The following is a 17,055-nucleotide window of genomic DNA, read 5'->3' on the forward strand; positions in this document are numbered from 1 at the left end:
GTGTGGGGTGTAGGGACGCGCAGGCCCAGGACCTTTCACCACGGCCGAGCGAAGCGAAGGCCTGTTCGGCATGCTGGGCCGAGCGCAGCGATGGCCCGACCCACTCCCCTCTGGCTGTGCCGAGGAGCGCAGGGGAAAGCGGGATAAGGGCCGCAGCTGTCTGAGCGGAGCGCAGCGCAGCGAGTTCTGCGGACCCCCGCTTTCCCCGAGCACCGCAGGTTGCCCGTAGCGAAGCGAAGGGACACAGACAGTGGGGTCGCCTTTTCTTTGGTTACTTTCTTTTGGCGAGACAAAAGAAAGTGACTCGCCCGCCGGGGCGAATTCCCGGCCAACAGCCCCCGCAGGAGAAGCAGCACAAAAACACAAAGCAGCCGAACGAGAGAGGAAACTCAAACCGCCTCCTCCTCAACCACCCCCGACCGCCGAGCCCCACCCAACCGATCAAACGCCAAATAAATAACAGGCGTAGTGAACAAAGTCAGCAGCTGACTAACGATCAGCCCCCCAAAAATAGCCAGCCCCAAAGGACGCCGCAATTCAGCACCATCGCCGAAACTGAACATCAAAGGCACAGCAGCAAACAGAGCAGCCAGCGTAGTCATCAAGATAGGCCGAAACCGCAACAACGCCGCCTGATGAATCGCTTCCCGGGGCGACTTGCCCTCCGTGCGCTCCGCATCGATCGCAAAGTCGATCATCATGATCGCGTTCTTCTTCACGATCCCGATCAGCAGGATGATCCCGATGATCCCGATCACCCCGAGGTCGTTGCCCGTCACCATCAACGCCAGCAGCGCCCCCACCCCCGCGGATGGCAGGGTCGACAGAATCGTCAGCGGATGCACGTAGCTCTCGTACAGCACCCCCAGCACGATGTACACGCACACCACCGCCGCCAGGATCAGCCACAGCTGGTTCGACAGCGACTTCTCGTAGGCCCCCGAGGCCCCGAGAAAGGTCATCGTGATGCTCTTCGGCAACCCGATCTCCTTCGCCGTCGCACGGATCGTGTCGACCGCTGAACCGAGCGCCACCCCCGGCGCGGTATCGAAGTTCAGCGTGCTCGCCGGGTACTGCGCCACGTGCGTGATCTGCAGCGGCGCCTGCCGCTCGCTGATGTCGGCGATGGCCGAGAGCGGCGTCGCGGTGCCCGAGCCCGCGATCAGGTTGAGCTGCCCCAGCGTCTGCGGCGTGTTCACCATGCCGGGCTGGGCCTCGAGGATCACGCGGTACTGGTTGGTCTCGGTGAAGATGGTCGAGACGATGCGCTGGCCGAAGGCGCTGTAGAGCGCGTCGTCGACCGTGCTCGCGGTGATCGACAGCCGCGCCGCGGTGTCGCGGTTCACGTTGACGAAGGCCGCCAGGCCCTGGGCGCCGGCATCGCTGCTGACGTTGCGCACCTTGTCGCCGTGCTCGGCCTGCAGCTTGGCCACCAGCTGCTGCATCCAGTCGGTGATGGCGGCGCCGTCCACGCCTTCGAGCGAGGCGCGGTACTGCGTGGGACCGGTCTCGGCATCGATGGTCAGGTCCTGCGTCGGCTGCAGGTAGAGGGTCACGCCGGCCACGCCGCGCACGCGCTCGCGCAGGCGGTCCATCACGGCCTGCTGGCTGTCGTGGCCGCGGCGCAGGTTGATCAGCATGCTGCCGGTGTGCAGCATGGTGTTGTTGGCGGCGTCGACGCCGACGAAGGAGCTGAGGTTCTCGACGTCGGGGTCGGCCAGCACGGCGCGCGCGGCCTGCTGCTGCAGCTGCGACATGCGGTCGAACGAGACGTCCTGCGCGGCCTCGATGCGCGCCTGCAGCTGGCCCGTGTCCTGGGTCGGGAACAGGCCCTTGGGGATCGAGAGGTAGAGCGCCACGGTCAGCAGCAGGGTGAGCAGCGCGACCAGCAGCGTGAGCGCCTGGTGGTCGATGACCCAGTGCAGCGAGCGGTCGTAGCGCGTCATCACGCCGTCGAAGAAACGCTGCGCGCGCGCGGCGATGCCGTGGCTGGCGGGATCGCGCTTGGGTTCGTGCTTGAGCCAGCGCGCCGACATCATCGGCACCAGCGTGAGCGACACCACGGCCGAGATCAGGATCGTGATCGCCAGCGTGACCGCGAACTCGCGGAACAGCCGGCCGACCACGTCGCCCATGAACAGCAGCGGGATCAGCACCGCGATCAGCGAGACCGTCAGCGAGATGATGGTGAAGCCGATCTGGGTGGCGCCCTTGAACGCGGCCTGCAGCGGCTTCTCGCCCTCCTCGATGTAGCGCGCGATGTTCTCGATCATCACGATCGCGTCGTCCACCACGAAGCCGGTGGCGATGGTCAGTGCCATCAGGCTCAGGTTGTTGAGGCTGTAGCCCAGCAGGTACATCAGGCCGAAGGTGCCGATCAGCGAGATCGGCACCGCGATGCTGGCGATGACGGTGGCGCGCAGGCTGCCGAGGAAGGCGAAGATCACCAGCACCACCAGCACGACGGCGAGCACCAGCTCCATCTGCACGTGTTCGACCGACGAGCGGATGCCGGCCGTGCGGTCGCTCAGCACCTCGACCTTGAGGCCCGCGGGCATGCCGGCCTGCAGCTCGGGCAGCTGCGCCTTGATGGCGTTGACGGTGGCGATCACGTTGGCGCCGGGCTGACGCTGCACGTTGAGGATGATCGCGGGCGTGAGCGTGCCTTCGGCATCGCCGGCGGCCTTGGTGCCGGCCCAGGCGCCGAGCTGGTTGTTCTCGGCGCTGTTGACCACGCGCGCCACGTCGACCATGCGGATCGGCGCGCCGTTCTTGTACGAGACGATCAGGTTCTTGTAGTCGTCGACCGTGAGCAGCTGGTCGTTCGAATTGATGGTGTAGGCGCGCTTGGGGCCGTCGAAGCTGCCCTTGGCGCCGTTGGAGTTGGCCGCGCTGATCGCGGTGCGCAGCGCGTCGAGGCCGATGCCGTTGGCCGCCAGCGCCTGGGTGTTGGCCTGGATGCGCACCGCGGGCCGCTGGCCGCCGCTGAGCGACACCAGCCCCACGCCCGAGACCTGGCTGATCTTCTGCGCGAGCCGCGTGTTGACGAGGTTCTGCACCTCGGTCAGCGGCAGGGTGTCGGAGGTGATCGCCAGCGTGAGCACCGGCGCGTCGGCCGGGTTGACCTTGGCGTAGACCGGCGGCGCCGGCAGGTCGGCCGGCAGCAGCGAGCCGCCGGCGTTGATCGCGGCCTGCACCTCCTGCTCGGCGACGTCGAGCGTCTGGCCCAGCGTGAACTGCAGCGTGATGATCGACACGCCCGCCGCACTGGTGGAGCTCATGCGGTCGAGCCCCGACATCTGGCCGAACTGGCGTTCGAGCGGCGCGGTGACGGTGTTGCTCATCACCTCGGGGCTGGCGCCCGGGTAGAGCGTCTGGACCTGGATCGTCGGGTAGTCGACCTGCGGCAGCGCCGACAGCGGCAGGAAGCGGAACGCCACCAGGCCGGCCAGCACGATGGCGACCATCAGCAGCGAGGTCGCCACCGGCCGCAGGATGAACGGGCGTGAAGGGCTCATGGGATCAATTCGTCGTCGAGGGCGCTGCGGGCGGCGCGGCGGTGGATGCCGTGGCGGAAGGCCGGCGCGTCATTGGCCTTGCGGCGCCTGGCGGCGGCCCTCGCCCTGCCCGCCCTGGCCCTGGCGCTCGGCCATGCGCTGCCAGCGTTCGAGCGCGGCCGGATCGCCACGGTCGAGCTGTTCGAGGAAGCGCTTGCGGCGCTCGAGCTGCTCGGGGTCGTCCTTGGCGGCGTCGAGCATGCGCTGGCGCTGCTCGGCGGTGGGGAGCCTGGGGGCGGCCGCCGTGGGTGCGGCGGCGGGGGCGGCCGGCTGGACGCCGGTGGCGGGCGCGGCCGCAGGGGCCGGGGTCGTTGCGGGAGCCGTGCCCGGCGTGGGCGCGGCGTTGCCACCGGCCGCGGGCGCGGCGGACGACGCGGCACCACCGGCCGGTGCCTGCCCGCCCTGGGCGCCACCCTGCGCGCCCTCGCGCTGGCGCCGCCCGCCACGGTGCTGGCCATTGGCGGCGGCACCGGGAGCGACCGCGGGCCGGTCGGCCTGGGTCTGCACGCGCGCGCCGTCCTTCAGGCGGTCGCCGCCCTCGGTCACGACCACCTCGCCGGCATTCAGGCCGGCGGTCACCGCGATGTTGTCGACGCTCGATTCGCCGCGCGTCACCACGCGCTGCGACACCGTGTTGTCGGCGTTGAGCACATAGACGTAGTCGCCGTTCGGGCCGTTGCGCATGGCCGTCACCGGCACCACCACGGCGCTGGTCACGGTGCGCAGCAGCAGGCGCAGGTTGACGAACTGGTTCGGGAACAGCGCGCCGTCGGCATTCACGAAGCGCGCCTTGGCCTTGACGGTGCCGGTCTGGGTGTCGACCAGGTTGTCGAGCGTCGAGAAGCTGCCGGTGGCGAGCTGCTTGACGCGCGTGCGGTCGAAGGCGGTGGCGGGCAGCTTGGCGCCGGCGGCGAGGCGCTCCTGCACCTCGGGCACGCGGTCCTGCGGCACCGAAAACACGACGTCGATCGGCGCGATCTGGGTGATGACGGCGATGCCGCCGCTGGTGCCGGTCGAGACGTAGTTGCCCACGTCCACCGGCCGCAGGCCGATGCGGCCGCCGACCGGCGCCGCGATGCGGGTCCAGGTCAGGTTCAGCCGCGCGGAGTTCTCGTTGGCGCGGTCGATCGCGACCGTGCCCTCGAGCTGCTTGACCAGCGCGCTCTGGGTGTCGACGTCCTGGCGCGCGATCGAGTCCTGGCCCAGCAGGGTCTGGTAGCGCTGCAGGGTGACGCGCGCCGCGGCGAGCTGCGCCTCGTCGCGCTGGCGCGCACCGGTGGCCTGGGCCAGCGCGTTCTGGTAGGGCTGCGGGTCGATGGTGGCGAGCACGTCGCCCTTCTTGACCATCTGGCCTTCCTGGAACAGCACCTGCGTCAGCACGCCCGAGACCTGCGGCTGCACGGTGACGTTGGCCAGCGGCGTGACGGTGCCGAGCGCCTCGAGCTGGATCGGGATGTCGGCCTGCCGCGCGGTCGCGATGCCGACGGTGCTGGAAGCGGCACCGCCGCCACCGCCGCCGCGCCGGCCGCCAGGACCGCCCGGCCCACCGGGGCCGCCCGGTCCGGCACCGGGGCCGGCCACTGGCGTCTTCGCGCGTTGCACCAGGTACCAGGCACCGCCGCCCAGGGCCACGAGCAATAACAGCGCGATCAGGCTGCCGACCCAGCGGCGGCGTCGGACCGGGGGATGCGTGGGCGATGCGGCGGCCGGCGGGGGAACAGGGGTGTGGGGGTCCATGGGAAGCAAGTAGAGCCTGAACGGGTTGCGGCCTAGAGTACAGCGCCGAAAGGTGTATGCAGAGTTTGCTGTGCCGTAAAGCGACGGTAAAGCTTTCGACTTCGGGGGCGGCGGGCCGCGGCCCACCGGATTCCGTGCCGCCCGCGCGCCGCGTCCGGCCGCATTTGGCGCCGCCGGCACGCACTTCGCGCCGCGCCCCCGCATTTCATCGCACGGCCGTGGCGGCCCTGCGAGCGCGCCGGCAAAGTCCGCTCCAACGCCCTCGGGCATCCATCGTTTCTCCCGGATTTTCCGGCCGCCTTTCCACCCTCGACCGATCAAGGAGCCACCCCATGCTGATCCAGATCCTTCTTCACACGCCCAAGTGGGTGTTCGCCGTCTTCGTGCTCCTGGTCTGGCTCGGCAGCAAGCAGCTGCTGTCGGGGAGCGTGAGCCTGACGCGCATCACGCTGATGCCGCTCGCGATGGGCGCGCTGTCGCTGATGGGCGTGGCCTCGGCCTTCGGCGATTCGCTCGGCGCCCTGCTCGGCTGGGCCGCCGCCGCGGCCGTGATGATCGCGCTGGTGCTGCGGCGCCCGCTGCCCGCGAGCACCCGCTACGACGCCGCCACGCGCCGCTTCCACCTGGCCGGCAGCGCGGTGCCGCTGGCGCTGATGATGGGCATCTTCTTCACCAAGTACGTGGTCGGCGTGGCGCTGGTCATGCACCCCGAGCTGCGCCACGACAGCGTGTTCGCGGTCGCGATCCCCGTGCTGTACGGCGCCTTCAGCGGCGTCTTCGCGGCCCGCGCCCTGAGACTGTGGAAGCTGGCGATCGCCACCGACGCCATGGCCAGCCGGGCCGGCGCCGCCTAAGATCGCCGCCGTCCACTCCCTCCCCATCCGCCTGCAGGAAGCGCCATGTCCGTCCTCGTGCTGATCCTCAAGATCTCGGTGTCCGTGGTGCTGATCGCCTCGCTGGCCGAAGCGCTGGTTCTCTCGTGGCGCAACGGCTGGCGCAGCTACGACTGGAAGGCGGCCGGCATCTCGGTGTTCGACTTCCTGGTGCGCGAATACCCGCTGCGCTGGCTGCTGCCGCTGGCCTTCTGGGTCGGCGCCATGGACTGGCTCTACGCGCACCGCGTCATCACCCTGCCGATGGACCACTGGACCGGCTGGGCCGCCTGCTTCATCGGCCAGGAGTTCTGCTACTACTGGTACCACCGCGCCGCGCACCGGGTGCGCTGGTTCTGGTGCACCCATGCGATCCACCACTCGCCCAACGAGCTGAACCTGTCGGCGGCCTACCGCTTCGGCTGGACCGGCAAGCTCACCGGCACGCTGGCCTTCTTCATGCTGGCGCCGCTGCTGGGCATGCCGCCGCGCGTGGTGCTGATCATGCTGACCCTGAACCTGCTCTACCAGTTCTGGATCCACGCCACCTGGATCCCGAAGCTCGGGCCGCTCGAATGGGTGCTCAACACGCCCTCGGCGCACCGCGTGCACCATGCATCGAACCTCGAGTACCTCGACGGCAACTACGGCGGCGTGCTGATCGTGTTCGACCGGCTGTTCGGCACCTACATCCCCGAACGCACCGACCTGCCCTGCCGCTACGGCCTCGTGAAGCCGATCACCTCGTACAACCTGCTCGAGATCGAGTTCAGCCAATGGCGCGCGCTGTTCAAGGACCTGGCCTCGGCCCGCTCGGTGCGCGCCTTCGTCGGCTACCTCGTGAAGCCGCCGGGCTGGAACCCCGACGGGCCCGGCGAGACCACCGAGGAGCTGCGCCGGCGTGCGGCCGTCGAGGCCCCGGCGCACGCCGCCACCGCTCCCACCCCCGATTTCATTCCCGTTCAGATCAAGGAGCTGTCATGAACACGTCCTCGTCCCCCTCTCCCGCAGAACTCGAGAAGCGCGCCCGCCGCCGCGCCGGCGCCAAGATGGGCTGGTACATCCATGCCTTCGTCTACGTGCTGGTCAACCTCGGGCTGGTCGCGCTGTCGGCGTCGAAGGGCCACACCTGGGCCGTCTATCCGCTGATGGGCTGGGGCCTGGGCCTGCTGGTGCACGGCGCCGTGATCTGGTTCATCGCGCCGGGCGGCGACTTCTACGAGCGCCTGGTCGAACGCGAACGCCGCGCGCTGGCCGCCGGGGAGCGCCGTTGAACCAGGCCCCTGCCGCCGCCCGCCCCAGGTTCGGCATCGAGAACCTGCGCGACCTGCTGCGGCACGGGCTGATCACCGCCGTCTTCTGCTGCCTGATCGCGGCCGCGCTCAGCATCTCGAGCGGCCGCAGCTGGGCCAACCACATGGTCTATTCGATGGCGATCGGCCTGATCAGTTGGCTGTGCATCGATGGCGGCCGGCTGCTGATGAGCGGCCACCGCGAGGTGCTCTGGCCGCATGGCACGCAGAGCATCGCGCTGATCGGCTTCGGCGTGACCGCCGGCTTCCTGCTCGGCAACCTGATCGGCGACGCCTGGAGCGGCGCCCCCCTGCTCGACTTCCTCGACTACCGCGGCCACAAGCTGGCGACCACGCTCACCATCACCCTGGTCGCCACCGCCGGCGCCTGCTTCTTCTTCTACAGCCTCGGCAAGAGCAAGCACCTGCAGGGCCAGATCGAGAGAGCCAGGCGCGACGCGACCGAAGCGCGCCTCAAGCTGCTCGAGACCCAGCTCGAACCGCACATGCTGTTCAACACGCTCGCCAACCTGCGGGTGCTGATCACGCTCGATCCGCCGCGCGCCGTGGCCATGCTCGACCGGCTCAACAGCTACCTGCGCGTCACCCTCAGCGGCTCGCGCACGCTCGCGCATCCGCTGGGGGCCGAGTTCGACCGGCTGGCCGACTACCTCGAGCTGATGTCGGTGCGCATGGGCGAGCGGCTGCGCTACGCGCTCGAGCTGCCGGCCGAGCTGCGCGAGGTGCCGGTGCCGCCGCTGCTGCTGCAGCCGCTGGTGGAGAACAGCATCCGCCACGGCCTCGAGCCCAAGGTCGAGGGCGGCGAGATCGCGGTGCGCGCGCGCCGCGAGGGCGACCTGCTGGTGATCGAACTCAGCGACACCGGCGTCGGGCTCGATGCCGCATCGCCGTCGACGTCGCGGGACGGCGGCGGCTTCGGCCTCGAACAGGTGCGCGAACGGCTGACCACGGTCTACGGCCCGCGCGCCACCCTGACGCTCGCGCCCGGCGAGCACACGGGCACCCGCGCCACCTTGCGCTTTCCGCTGCAGGCTTCCTCCACCGGCGACGCGCCGGCCGCTTCCCCCACGCCATGAACACTGCCGCCATCCCCACCGCGCTGATCGCCGAGGACGAACCGCTGCTCGCGCAGGCGCTGAAGGCCGAGCTGGCCGCCGCCTGGCCCGAGCTGAAGATCGTCGCCATCGCGGGCGACGGTCGCAGCGCCGTGCGCGAGGCGCTGCGGCTGCTGCCGCAGGTGCTGTTCTTCGACATCCGCATGCCTGGCCTCGACGGCCTGGGCGCCGCCACCGAGCTGGCCGACGCCTGGCCCACGGACGAAGCGCCGATGCCGCAACTGGTCTTCGTGACCGCCTACGACGAGTACGCAGCGCGTGCCTTCGAGGCCCAAGCGATCGACTACGTGCTGAAGCCCGTGCAGCCCGAGCGGCTGCGCAAGACGGTGGCGCGGCTGAAACAGGCGCTGGCCGCGCGGCCGGCGGCCGAAACGCCGGCCGACGAGGCGCTGGACCGCACGCTGGCGCGCTGGCGCGAGGTGCTGGCCGCCGCGGGCGGCGCCGGCGCGCCGCTGCCGGAATCGCCGGCCGCGCCGCTGCGCATGATCGCCGCCAGCGACGCCGGCGGCAGCACCGTGCGCATGGTGCCGATCGACGAGGTGCTGTATTTCGAGGCGGCCGACAAATACCTGCGGGTGCTGACCGCCGACCACGAATACCTGATCCGCACGCCGCTCAAGCAGCTGCTGCCGCAGCTCGATGCGCAGACCTTCTGGCAGGTGCACCGGGCGGTGGTCGTGCGCGCCTCGGCCATCGAGGCGGTGCACCGCGACGAGGCCGGCAAGCTCGCCCTCGACCTGCGCGGGCGGCCCGAGCGGATACCGGTCAGCCGGCTCTACGCCCACCTGTTTCGCGCGATGTGAAATCCGGGCCGATGCGTCGCCCAAAGAAAAAGCCGGTTCCGAGGAACCGGCTTTTTCATTTGCTCACATTCAGCGTGGCATTTCAGCGCCAGTGGCCGTGGCCATGACCGCGGTAGTAGCCGCGACCGTAATAGCGCGGGCCGTAGTAGGCCGGCGGCGCGTAGTACACCGGGGCCGGACGGTAATAGACCGGCGGCGGGCGGTAGTACACCGGCGGAGGCGGGGCGTAGTAGACGGGGGCCGGCGGCGCATAGACCGGTGCCGGGTAGTAGGCGGGGCCGCCCACGCCCACCGCCACGCCGGGGACGCCGACGCCGATGGACCAGCTCACGTCGCCGCGAGCGCTGGCCGAGGTGGCCGCGAACAGGGCACCGGCGGCGACGACGCCTGCGGCGGCCCACTTGAAGAAGGTAGAACGGGTGACGCTCATGATGTTGGACTCCTTGTAGGGAAGGCATTCACTGCCCATGTACGTATTGAACGCGCCAAATGCAAAGTGGTTGCCCGCCGCATTGTGAAGAGCGTTGCCAAAGGTAACCTGAAGATCCCCCAAATTAGAATGCGTCGATGACCTCCCCGACCGACAAAGACGTCGCAAAAACACCCGCCGCACCCAGCAATTTCCTGCGCCACGTGATCGAAAACGACCTCGCCCAGGGCGCCTACAGCGGCCGCCGCTGGGGCGGGGCTCCGGGCGATGCCGAACACCACGCCCATGGCATGAGCGACCCGGCCCGGGTCCGCCTGCGCTTTCCGCCCGAACCCAACGGCTACCTGCACATCGGCCACGCCAAGAGCATCTGGCTGAATTTCGAGCTGGCGCGCGAGTACGGCGGCGTCTGCCACCTGCGCTTCGACGACACCAACCCCGAGAAGGAAGAGCAGGAGTACGTCGATTCGATCCGCGACGCCGTGGAATGGCTCGGCTACGAGACCTACCTCGCCGACCGCCCCAGCGCGCCCGGCGTGATGCAGCCGCACGAGTACTTCGCGAGCGACTACTTCGACTTCATGTACCGCGCGGCCGAATACCTGATCGGTGCCGGCCTGGCCTACGTCGACGAGCAATCGGCCGAGGAAGTGCGCGCCAACCGCGGCGACTTCGGCAAGCCCGGCACCGACAGCCCGTACCGCAGCCGCAGCCCCGAGGAGAACCTCGCGCGCTTTCGCGAGATGCGCGACGGCCAGCTCGCCGACGGCGCCGCCACCCTGCGCGCCAAGATCGACATGGCGAGCCCCAACATCAACATGCGCGACCCGGCGCTCTACCGCATCCGCCGGGCCACGCACCACAACACCGGCGACAAGTGGTGCATCTACCCGATGTACACCTATGCGCACCCGATCGAGGACGCGCTCGAGCAGATCACCCACAGCATCTGCACGCTGGAGTTCGAGGACCAGCGCCCGTTCTACGACTGGCTGCTCGACCGCCTCGCCGAAGGCGGCCTGATCGCCAGCCCGCATCCGCGCCAGTACGAATTCGCGCGGCTCAACGTGACGCACGTGCTCACCAGCAAGCGCAAGCTGCGCCAGCTGGTGGAAGAAAAGCATGTCGACGGCTGGGACGACCCGCGCATGCCCACGCTGGCCGGCCTGCGCCGCCGCGGCTACACGCCCGAGGCGCTGCGCCTGTTCTGCGAACGCAGCGGCACCACCAAGTCGGGCGGCTGGATCGACTACGCCGCGCTCGAGGCCGCGCTGCGCGACACGCTCGACCCCGTGGCGCCGCGCGCGATGGCGGTGCTCGACCCCGTCAAGCTGGTGATCACCAACTGGGGCGAGCTCATGGGCGGCGACGCCGAGCTCGACGACTGCTCGGCGCCGATCCATCCGCACCATCCCGAACTCGGCAAGCGCGCCTTCAAGCTGGGCCGCGAGGTCTGGATCGAGCGCACCGACTACGAGGACGTGCAGCCCAAGGGCTTCTTCCGCCTGTTCCCCGGCAACAAGGTGCGGCTCAAGTACGGCCACGTCATCGAGTGCACCGGCGCCACGCGCGATGCCGAGGGCAAGCTCATCGAAGTGCAGGCGAAGCTGGTGCCCGACACCAAGAGCGGCACCCCGGGCGCCGACGCGATCAAGGTCAAGGGCAACATCACCTGGGTGGCCGTGGCCGACGCGGTGCAGGCCGAGGTGCGGCTCTACGAGCGGCTGTTCTCCGAAGCCAATCCGGGCGGCGGCGAGCTGCTCGATGAACTCAACCGCCACAGCCTCGAGGTCTGCGCGGCCTATGTCGAACCCTCGCTCGCCGACGCGAAGCCCGAGGTGGCCTTCCAGTTCGAGCGCCATGGCTACTTCGTGCTCGACGCCAAGGCGGCCGAGGACGGCCGGCGCGTGTTCAACCGCGCGGCGGGCATGCGCGACAGCTGGGGCAAGTAGGCACCGGCGCTCTCGCCGCATCACGAACCGGGGCCGCGCGCCCCGGTTTTTCATGGTGCTTTCCGACAATCGGGCGCGGGCCATGACGCCACAATGCGGCCCATGTCACGCATCCTTCACGCTCCGCTCCCCGGCCGCCGCACGCTCCTGCTCGGCACCGCCGCTCTGCTCGCCCTGCCCGCCTCCGCGGCGACCAAAAAGGCCGGCGCCGCCAAGCCCCAGCCGCCCGAAGTCTGGCCACGCGCCTCCCAGGTCCCGGGCGGCGTCGCGCGCCTGTCGCTCGGCCCCGCGGCCACGCGCCCGCTGGCCACGACCGGCGGCGACGGCAACCAGCCCGTGCTGGTGCTCGGCGACGCCATCGAATGGACCGCCCTCGTCGGCATCCCGCTCGCGGCCGACCCCGGCGAGGCCAGCATCTCGGTGCAGGCCCGCCCCGATGCCGCGCCGCGCCAGCTCGGCTACAGCATCGCGCCCAAGCAGTACCGCGAGCAGCGCCTGAGCGTGGCGCCGCGCACCGTCGACCTCTCGCCCGAGGACCAGGCGCGCTACGAGCGCGAGCGCGACCACCTCGCCACCGTGACCGCCACGCGCACCGAGCTGCGCCCCGATGCCGCGCTGCAGATGCGCGTGCCCGTGCCGGGTCGCCGCTCGAGCTCCTTCGGCCTGCGCCGCGTGTTCAACGGCCAATCGCGCAATCCCCACAGCGGCATGGACATCGCGGCCGGCACCGGCACCCCGGTGCTCGCGCCGCTGCCGGGCAAGGTCATCGACACCGGCGACTACTTCTTCAATGGCGGCACCGTCTGGCTCGACCATGGCGGCGGCCTGCTGACCATGTACTGCCACTTGAGCCGCGTCGACGTGAAGGTCGGCGACGTGCTCCAGACCGGCGACAAGCTCGCCGCGGTCGGCGCCACCGGCCGCGTGACCGGCCCGCATCTGCACTGGTCGGTGATGCTCAACCGCGCGATGGTCGATCCGGCGCTGTTCATAGATAACTAACACTGATCTCGATTTATCAAGCTGACCGCGCCTAACAATTCAGCCCGGCAAGAAGGATGCCAGGCAAGCCTAGGTGTTCTACTAACACCATCTTGTAGGACATTCACTTACATTTCATCTGCGCCATCTGGCGTCATCAGACGTAACGTCTGATCCACGTTCTTTGATCAGTTATTTGATTTGACGAAAGAATCTAGGTCTCGCAGGAGACGTTCTGCTTTTTTGCAGAACTTTACCGGGGCGGAGGCGAAATCACTGTCGACTACGCGAAGTCATTCGCCGGGCGGCACTGATCCGAATATCCGACACGGTTGTTGAGCGAAATGCGCAGGTGCCTGGGTCAGCGGTAGGTTGTTGATCTTTCGTGTCCTTTAGGAAGTTGAGCGGCGTGGAAATGGTTTCACGCAAAAACCTAAAGGAAAGAATTATGCCCCTCAAGGCAAAACCCAAATCGAATAATTGCGGCGCTTGCGCCGCTAGAAGAAAGAATTCTGCAAAGCGTGAGCTTTCTGATTTCAAATGTGGAGTCTACCGCTGGCCCGACATTATCATGGCTTCTATTAAGCTTTTGATCTTGTTGAAATCTTTGTGGGATATCATTTCCGACTAAGTAGGCACCTGTTTTTTTATGCGACCAATTTTTCATGGGAAACCGATCGCTAGTATTGCGTCCTTAGCTGCGGCACTTGGATTAAATGCTACGACCCTCCAAGATTTCTCGGCCCGCGCTCAAAGCCAATACACGCGATTCGAGATCCCAAAGAAAAACGGTGGGACCCGCACTATATGCAGCCCAACCCACGATCTCAAGGTCATACAAAAAAGAATAAATAGAGCAATTTTCTCGAATGTGGAGTTTCCGCCTTTCTTATTTGGAGGCATCGAAGGCAAGGATTATGTCAAAAATGCTCAGGCTCATGCCGGAGCCAAAACAATAATCACCTTAGATGTAACGGATTTCTACCCCAGCATTTCGAAAAAACGTGTGGCAGAAATATTCAAGTATTTCTGTCACTTTCCAGACCCTGTAAGCCATCTGCTTGCCGAACTTGTGACCCTCGACGAGGTGGTCCCACAAGGCGCGTGTACGAGTTCATACATTGCGAATTTAGTGCTTTTTGAAACCGAGCACAGACTGGTTGAAGAATTTCGCCAAAGAAAACTAACTTACAGTCGATTGCTCGACGATATTTGCATTTCGTCGCAGAGAAATATTGCGCCAAAAGAAGTACAAGAAATCATATCGCGCACCGCCTCCCTGCTGAAAAGCAAAGGGTTTAGAATTAAGAATCGAAAAACCAGGGTAAGTAGTGCTTCAAATCCCGAAACTCTAATGGAGGTGACCGGTCTTTGGTTGAATCGAGGTCACCCTAGAGTCTTTCGAGCCGAGCGAGAAAAAATAAGAACACAGCTGCATCGCTGCGAAGAAAACTTCAAAATTTCCCGCACCGCCCCTGAATACCACCAAGAACATGACCGACTTTCGGGCTTAGTTGCAAAACCAACCTATTTAAATCATTTTGAAGCGACCAATTTTCGCAATCGATTGAGCGCAAAACTCCCACACTACAATCGAGCCGACACTTATAAAACAGAAAAAATAGTTGAAAGTCTAGAGCGCGTAAACATGGGTGATCGCGGAAAAATTTCCTATATTGAGAAATTTAATCAAGTCACACATAGGATAAACATTCTCGCAAGATCAAATGCAAAACTGGCGACCAATCTGAGAGATCGACTAAGAAAACACGCACCCACAAAAACTAAAGAGGACCTGATATATGGATGATCAAGAAAAGTCTTCGATAGGAAAGATTAAGGCTTATTTCCCATTAAAGGGATATGGATTTATTCAAAGAGAAAAGGGGAAAGACGTCTTCTTTTTCAGAACCTCCGTAACGGATGAGGCGTCTTTGGTAACGGGCTCTGATGTTGAATTCAACATAGAACACGAAAACAACAAGAAATTTGCAACCAATATTAAGAGGCTCAGCTAGCTCTCCGCCACATCGGATAAAAAAAACGCCTCTGTCCGAGGCGTTTTTCTATTTGAAGGAAGAAAAATTCATAATTTTTCGCTCCACACATTCGCCAACAAGCTGCAAAACCACCTCATCTTTTGAGCACCGCAGCCAGCCCGCCCGGCTCAGATCGGCTGGGTCAGGTAGAGCGCCTCGCGCCCCACGATCACGCGCTGCGCGGGCATGAACACGGTGCAGTCGTCCACCGGCGCGCGGATCTCGTCGGGGCCGTTGGTGGCAATCAGCTCGCCCTTGGCGAAGGTCTCGAAGCCGATCAGCGGGCGCACGAAGGCGAAGTCCTCGCTCTGGATCACGTGCGTCTGCAGCAGCTTGAAGCGGCGCTGCGGCTCGGGCGCGGGGGCGGCCGGGTCCTTGTCGACCAAGCCGAAGTAGGCGAGGAAGTCGTAGGTGACGGCGGTCGCGAGGTCGGAAGCCGAGCGCAGGAAATGCTGGCCGCACTCGACCACCATCGCCACGCCCTTTCCGTCGGGTCCGCCATGGCTGCCGTACTGGATCAGCGGCGTGCCCGAGCCCAGGCCGTCGGGCATCACGAGGTGCACGGGCGGCCGGCCGATGGCCATCGCCACCTTGGCATTGCGCTCGAAGGACGGATAGACCCAGAACGGCACCACCGGCTGGCTGGTGGAATGGATGTCGAGGATGTGGTCGGCCGCATCGACCACGGGCCGCAGGATGCGCGCGCGGCGCAGCTCGGGGCTGTCCTCGCTGCCATCGAGCCACTCGGGCGACCAGATGCGGTTGAGGTTGTGGACGATCTGGCGGCTGTCGTAGGGCGCGGCCTCGGTGAAGGACTCGTAGGCGTCGATGTTCGCGAAGCTCACAGTGAGCGTGCCGATCTTCGGCCGCACGCCGTGGTCGAGCAGGTGCGTGGCGGCCGTCATGCCGCAGATCTCGTTGCCGTGCGTCAGGGCGTTGATCAGCACGTGCGGGCCGGGCTTGCCCGATTCGAAGCGGTGCACGTAGTCGACGCCGACATTGCCCTGGCGGTAGGCGGAGAGATCGCGCGGGAGGACTTCGAGGGCGGACGGGGATTGGGTCATGGTGGGGTGTGGCGGCTCGGGCGGGAACGGGGTCGCGCGAGTTTGCTACAGGCGGCGCGTTCTTGCTGGGCACCGGTTCCGGCCCGATACGCTTCAAATCTGAAGCGTATCGGCGCAATTTGCGCTTCAGTCCACCGATTCCCCGCGCCGCGCCAAGCACTCGGCCAGCGCCTCGACCCCCAGCTGATAAACCCCCTGCCGCCGATGCACCTCGAACCCCAGCCGGCGGTTGATCGCGAGGATCGGCGCGTTGGCCTCGGCGTTGTAGGTCACGACGGTGCGCAGTTCGGGATGCAGCGCGCGCACGCTTTCGAGCATCGCGGCCTTCACCGCCTTGGCCAGCGAGCGGCCACGCCAGGCGCGCGCAACGCCGGTCAGGCGCTGGTGCAGGCGGTCGGGGGTGCGCGGGTCCCAGTGCGCTTCGCACATCGCGGCCAGCGTGCCGTCGGCGTCGACCAGCAGCACCAGGTGGTGCTCGCCGCCGCTGCGGTCGAGTTCGCGGTACCAGTTGGCATAGCCGTCGAGCTCGTAGCGCGCGGGCGGCAGTTCGAGTTCGCCGAGCGGCATGTCGTTGAACAGGTCCGAGAACGGCGCCAGCAGTTGCGCCAGGCGCTCCATCGGCGTGCGGCCCGGATGGATCTCGAAGCGCAGCGCGCCGCCGGCCGTGCCCTGTGCCTTCCAGCGCGCGAGCTCGGCCGCGTCGAGGCCATCGATCCGCATGCGGTTCTCGACCACGCGGTGCTTGAGGACCGCGCCCGAGGCTTCGAGGAAGGCATGGCCCGGCGGGTAGAAGGTGTTCATCGTCGCGACGGTCTTGCCGTGCTCGCGCATGAAGGCCAGCAGCGGCACGAGCAGCCGGCTGCCGATGCCGCGGCGCCGGTGCGCGCCCAGCACGCCGAGCCAGGCCTCCGCGTGCAACGCGAACGGCTCGCTGTTCGATGCGTCGGGCCGGCGCCGCCAGAGGATGAGGTTGCCGACCAGTTCGTCGCCCTCGCGCGCGACGAAGCGCTCGGCCTCGTGGAAGGGCATGCGGCGCCGCGCGTCGTGCTCGAAGTCGGCATCGGCCGCCTGCGGCTCGCCGGGGTGCAGCTCCTCGTCGCGCAGGCGCCGGTAACGGTGGAAGCGCGCCCATTCGGACGGATCGTCCATATGGACATCGAAGCGCCGGATCTCGATCGTGTCGTTCGCCATC

At 66.7% G+C, this 17,055-nt stretch carries 14 protein-coding genes; 9 read left to right on the forward strand and 5 right to left on the reverse strand.

Features of this window, described 5'->3' with window-relative positions; translation table 11 throughout:
* Positions 1 to 389 precede the first annotated feature (389 nt).
* Together BM109_RS01215 and BM109_RS01220 are read right to left on the reverse strand one after the other, a co-directional pair.
* Entirely contained in the window at positions 390 to 3,518 is a 3,129-nt protein-coding gene (locus BM109_RS01215) for an efflux RND transporter permease subunit (RefSeq protein WP_093339845.1), read from the reverse strand.
* 69 nt (positions 3,519 to 3,587) lie between these two features.
* Positions 3,588 to 5,294: an efflux RND transporter periplasmic adaptor subunit gene (locus BM109_RS01220; RefSeq protein ID WP_093339848.1), complete on the reverse strand. Its 1,707-nt coding sequence runs from the start codon at positions 5,292 to 5,294 to the stop codon at positions 3,588 to 3,590.
* Between the two features lie 332 nt (positions 5,295 to 5,626).
* Between BM109_RS01220 and BM109_RS01225 the strand changes: the two genes are divergently transcribed.
* Genes BM109_RS01225 through BM109_RS01245 form a run of 5 tightly spaced genes read left to right on the forward strand, consistent with a single transcriptional unit; the run spans position 5,627 to position 9,397 of the window.
* Positions 5,627 to 6,148 carry a DUF6622 family protein gene (locus tag BM109_RS01225; protein WP_093339850.1) on the forward strand — a complete coding sequence of 174 codons (522 nt, stop codon included), beginning with the start codon at positions 5,627 to 5,629 and terminating at the stop codon, positions 6,146 to 6,148.
* 45 nt (positions 6,149 to 6,193) lie between these two features.
* Positions 6,194 to 7,150, forward strand: coding sequence for a sterol desaturase family protein (locus BM109_RS01230; protein WP_093339852.1), 957 nt, complete (start codon positions 6,194 to 6,196; stop codon positions 7,148 to 7,150).
* Positions 7,147 to 7,440 (forward strand): 2TM domain-containing protein, encoded by a 294-nt coding sequence (locus tag BM109_RS01235; RefSeq protein ID WP_093339854.1) that lies wholly within the window; start codon positions 7,147 to 7,149, stop codon positions 7,438 to 7,440. Before BM109_RS01230 ends, BM109_RS01235 begins: the two co-directional genes overlap by 4 nt.
* Entirely contained in the window at positions 7,437 to 8,555 is a 1,119-nt protein-coding gene (locus BM109_RS01240; RefSeq protein ID WP_256222250.1) for a sensor histidine kinase, read from the forward strand. Before BM109_RS01235 ends, BM109_RS01240 begins: the two co-directional genes overlap by 4 nt.
* Positions 8,552 to 9,397: a LytR/AlgR family response regulator transcription factor gene (locus BM109_RS01245; protein WP_093339857.1), complete on the forward strand. Its 846-nt coding sequence runs from the start codon at positions 8,552 to 8,554 to the stop codon at positions 9,395 to 9,397. Before BM109_RS01240 ends, BM109_RS01245 begins: the two co-directional genes overlap by 4 nt.
* An 82-nt stretch (positions 9,398 to 9,479) precedes the next feature.
* Here BM109_RS01245 and BM109_RS01250 read toward each other — a convergent pair whose 3' ends face one another.
* Complete coding sequence (locus tag BM109_RS01250; protein WP_093341198.1) at positions 9,480 to 9,827, reverse strand: hypothetical protein; 348 nt, start codon at positions 9,825 to 9,827, stop codon at positions 9,480 to 9,482.
* Positions 9,828 to 9,964: 137 nt separating this feature from the next.
* Between BM109_RS01250 and BM109_RS01255 the strand changes: the two genes are divergently transcribed.
* The 4 genes from BM109_RS01255 (at position 9,965) to BM109_RS01270 (ending at position 14,778) form a co-directional block, all read left to right on the forward strand.
* The gene (locus BM109_RS01255) at positions 9,965 to 11,779 is read left to right on the forward strand and encodes a glutamine--tRNA ligase/YqeY domain fusion protein (protein WP_093339860.1); all 1,815 of its coding nucleotides are present in this window, start codon (positions 9,965 to 9,967) and stop codon (positions 11,777 to 11,779) included.
* Positions 11,780 to 11,881: 102 nt separating this feature from the next.
* Positions 11,882 to 12,781, forward strand: a complete 900-nt coding sequence (locus BM109_RS01260; protein ID WP_256222251.1) for a M23 family metallopeptidase — start codon at positions 11,882 to 11,884, stop codon at positions 12,779 to 12,781.
* A gap of 628 nt (positions 12,782 to 13,409) precedes the next feature.
* Positions 13,410 to 14,570 carry a reverse transcriptase family protein gene (locus BM109_RS01265; protein ID WP_093341200.1) on the forward strand — a complete coding sequence of 387 codons (1,161 nt, stop codon included), beginning with the start codon at positions 13,410 to 13,412 and terminating at the stop codon, positions 14,568 to 14,570.
* Complete coding sequence (locus tag BM109_RS01270; RefSeq protein WP_093339865.1) at positions 14,563 to 14,778, forward strand: cold shock domain-containing protein; 216 nt, start codon at positions 14,563 to 14,565, stop codon at positions 14,776 to 14,778. The genes BM109_RS01265 and BM109_RS01270 overlap by 8 nt, the downstream gene beginning before the upstream one ends.
* A gap of 149 nt (positions 14,779 to 14,927) precedes the next feature.
* On the opposite strand, the gene BM109_RS01275 is transcribed toward BM109_RS01270, so the two are convergent.
* Together BM109_RS01275 and BM109_RS01280 are read right to left on the reverse strand one after the other, a co-directional pair.
* Positions 14,928 to 15,863, reverse strand: coding sequence for a M14 family metallopeptidase (locus tag BM109_RS01275; protein WP_093339866.1), 936 nt, complete (start codon positions 15,861 to 15,863; stop codon positions 14,928 to 14,930).
* A gap of 126 nt (positions 15,864 to 15,989) precedes the next feature.
* The gene (locus tag BM109_RS01280; RefSeq protein WP_177239214.1) at positions 15,990 to 17,054 is read right to left on the reverse strand and encodes a GNAT family N-acetyltransferase; all 1,065 of its coding nucleotides are present in this window, start codon (positions 17,052 to 17,054) and stop codon (positions 15,990 to 15,992) included.
* Position 17,055 lies beyond the last annotated feature (1 nt).

The organism is Variovorax sp. PDC80 (genome assembly GCF_900115375.1).
In the GTDB taxonomy this organism is placed as follows: Bacteria; Pseudomonadota; Gammaproteobacteria; order Burkholderiales; family Burkholderiaceae_C; genus Variovorax.

Excerpts from the sequence above, each read along its gene's own strand:
- BM109_RS01215 (WP_093339845.1), bottom strand. The coding sequence starts at position 3,518 with ATGAGCCCTTCACGCCCGTTCATCCTGCGGCCGGTGGCGACCTCGCTG.
- BM109_RS01220 (WP_093339848.1), bottom strand. The coding sequence starts at position 5,294 with ATGGACCCCCACACCCCTGTTCCCCCGCCGGCCGCCGCATCGCCCACG.
- BM109_RS01225 (WP_093339850.1), top strand. The coding sequence starts at position 5,627 with ATGCTGATCCAGATCCTTCTTCACACGCCCAAGTGGGTGTTCGCCGTC.
- BM109_RS01230 (WP_093339852.1), top strand. The coding sequence starts at position 6,194 with ATGTCCGTCCTCGTGCTGATCCTCAAGATCTCGGTGTCCGTGGTGCTG.
- BM109_RS01235 (WP_093339854.1), top strand. The coding sequence starts at position 7,147 with ATGAACACGTCCTCGTCCCCCTCTCCCGCAGAACTCGAGAAGCGCGCC.
- BM109_RS01245 (WP_093339857.1), top strand. The coding sequence starts at position 8,552 with ATGAACACTGCCGCCATCCCCACCGCGCTGATCGCCGAGGACGAACCG.
- BM109_RS01250 (WP_093341198.1), bottom strand. The coding sequence starts at position 9,827 with ATGAGCGTCACCCGTTCTACCTTCTTCAAGTGGGCCGCCGCAGGCGTC.
- BM109_RS01255 (WP_093339860.1), top strand. The coding sequence starts at position 9,965 with ATGACCTCCCCGACCGACAAAGACGTCGCAAAAACACCCGCCGCACCC.
- BM109_RS01260 (WP_256222251.1), top strand. The coding sequence starts at position 11,882 with ATGTCACGCATCCTTCACGCTCCGCTCCCCGGCCGCCGCACGCTCCTG.
- BM109_RS01265 (WP_093341200.1), top strand. The coding sequence starts at position 13,410 with ATGCGACCAATTTTTCATGGGAAACCGATCGCTAGTATTGCGTCCTTA.
- BM109_RS01270 (WP_093339865.1), top strand. The coding sequence starts at position 14,563 with ATGGATGATCAAGAAAAGTCTTCGATAGGAAAGATTAAGGCTTATTTC.
- BM109_RS01275 (WP_093339866.1), bottom strand. The coding sequence starts at position 15,863 with ATGACCCAATCCCCGTCCGCCCTCGAAGTCCTCCCGCGCGATCTCTCC.
- BM109_RS01280 (WP_177239214.1), bottom strand. The coding sequence starts at position 17,054 with ATGGCGAACGACACGATCGAGATCCGGCGCTTCGATGTCCATATGGAC.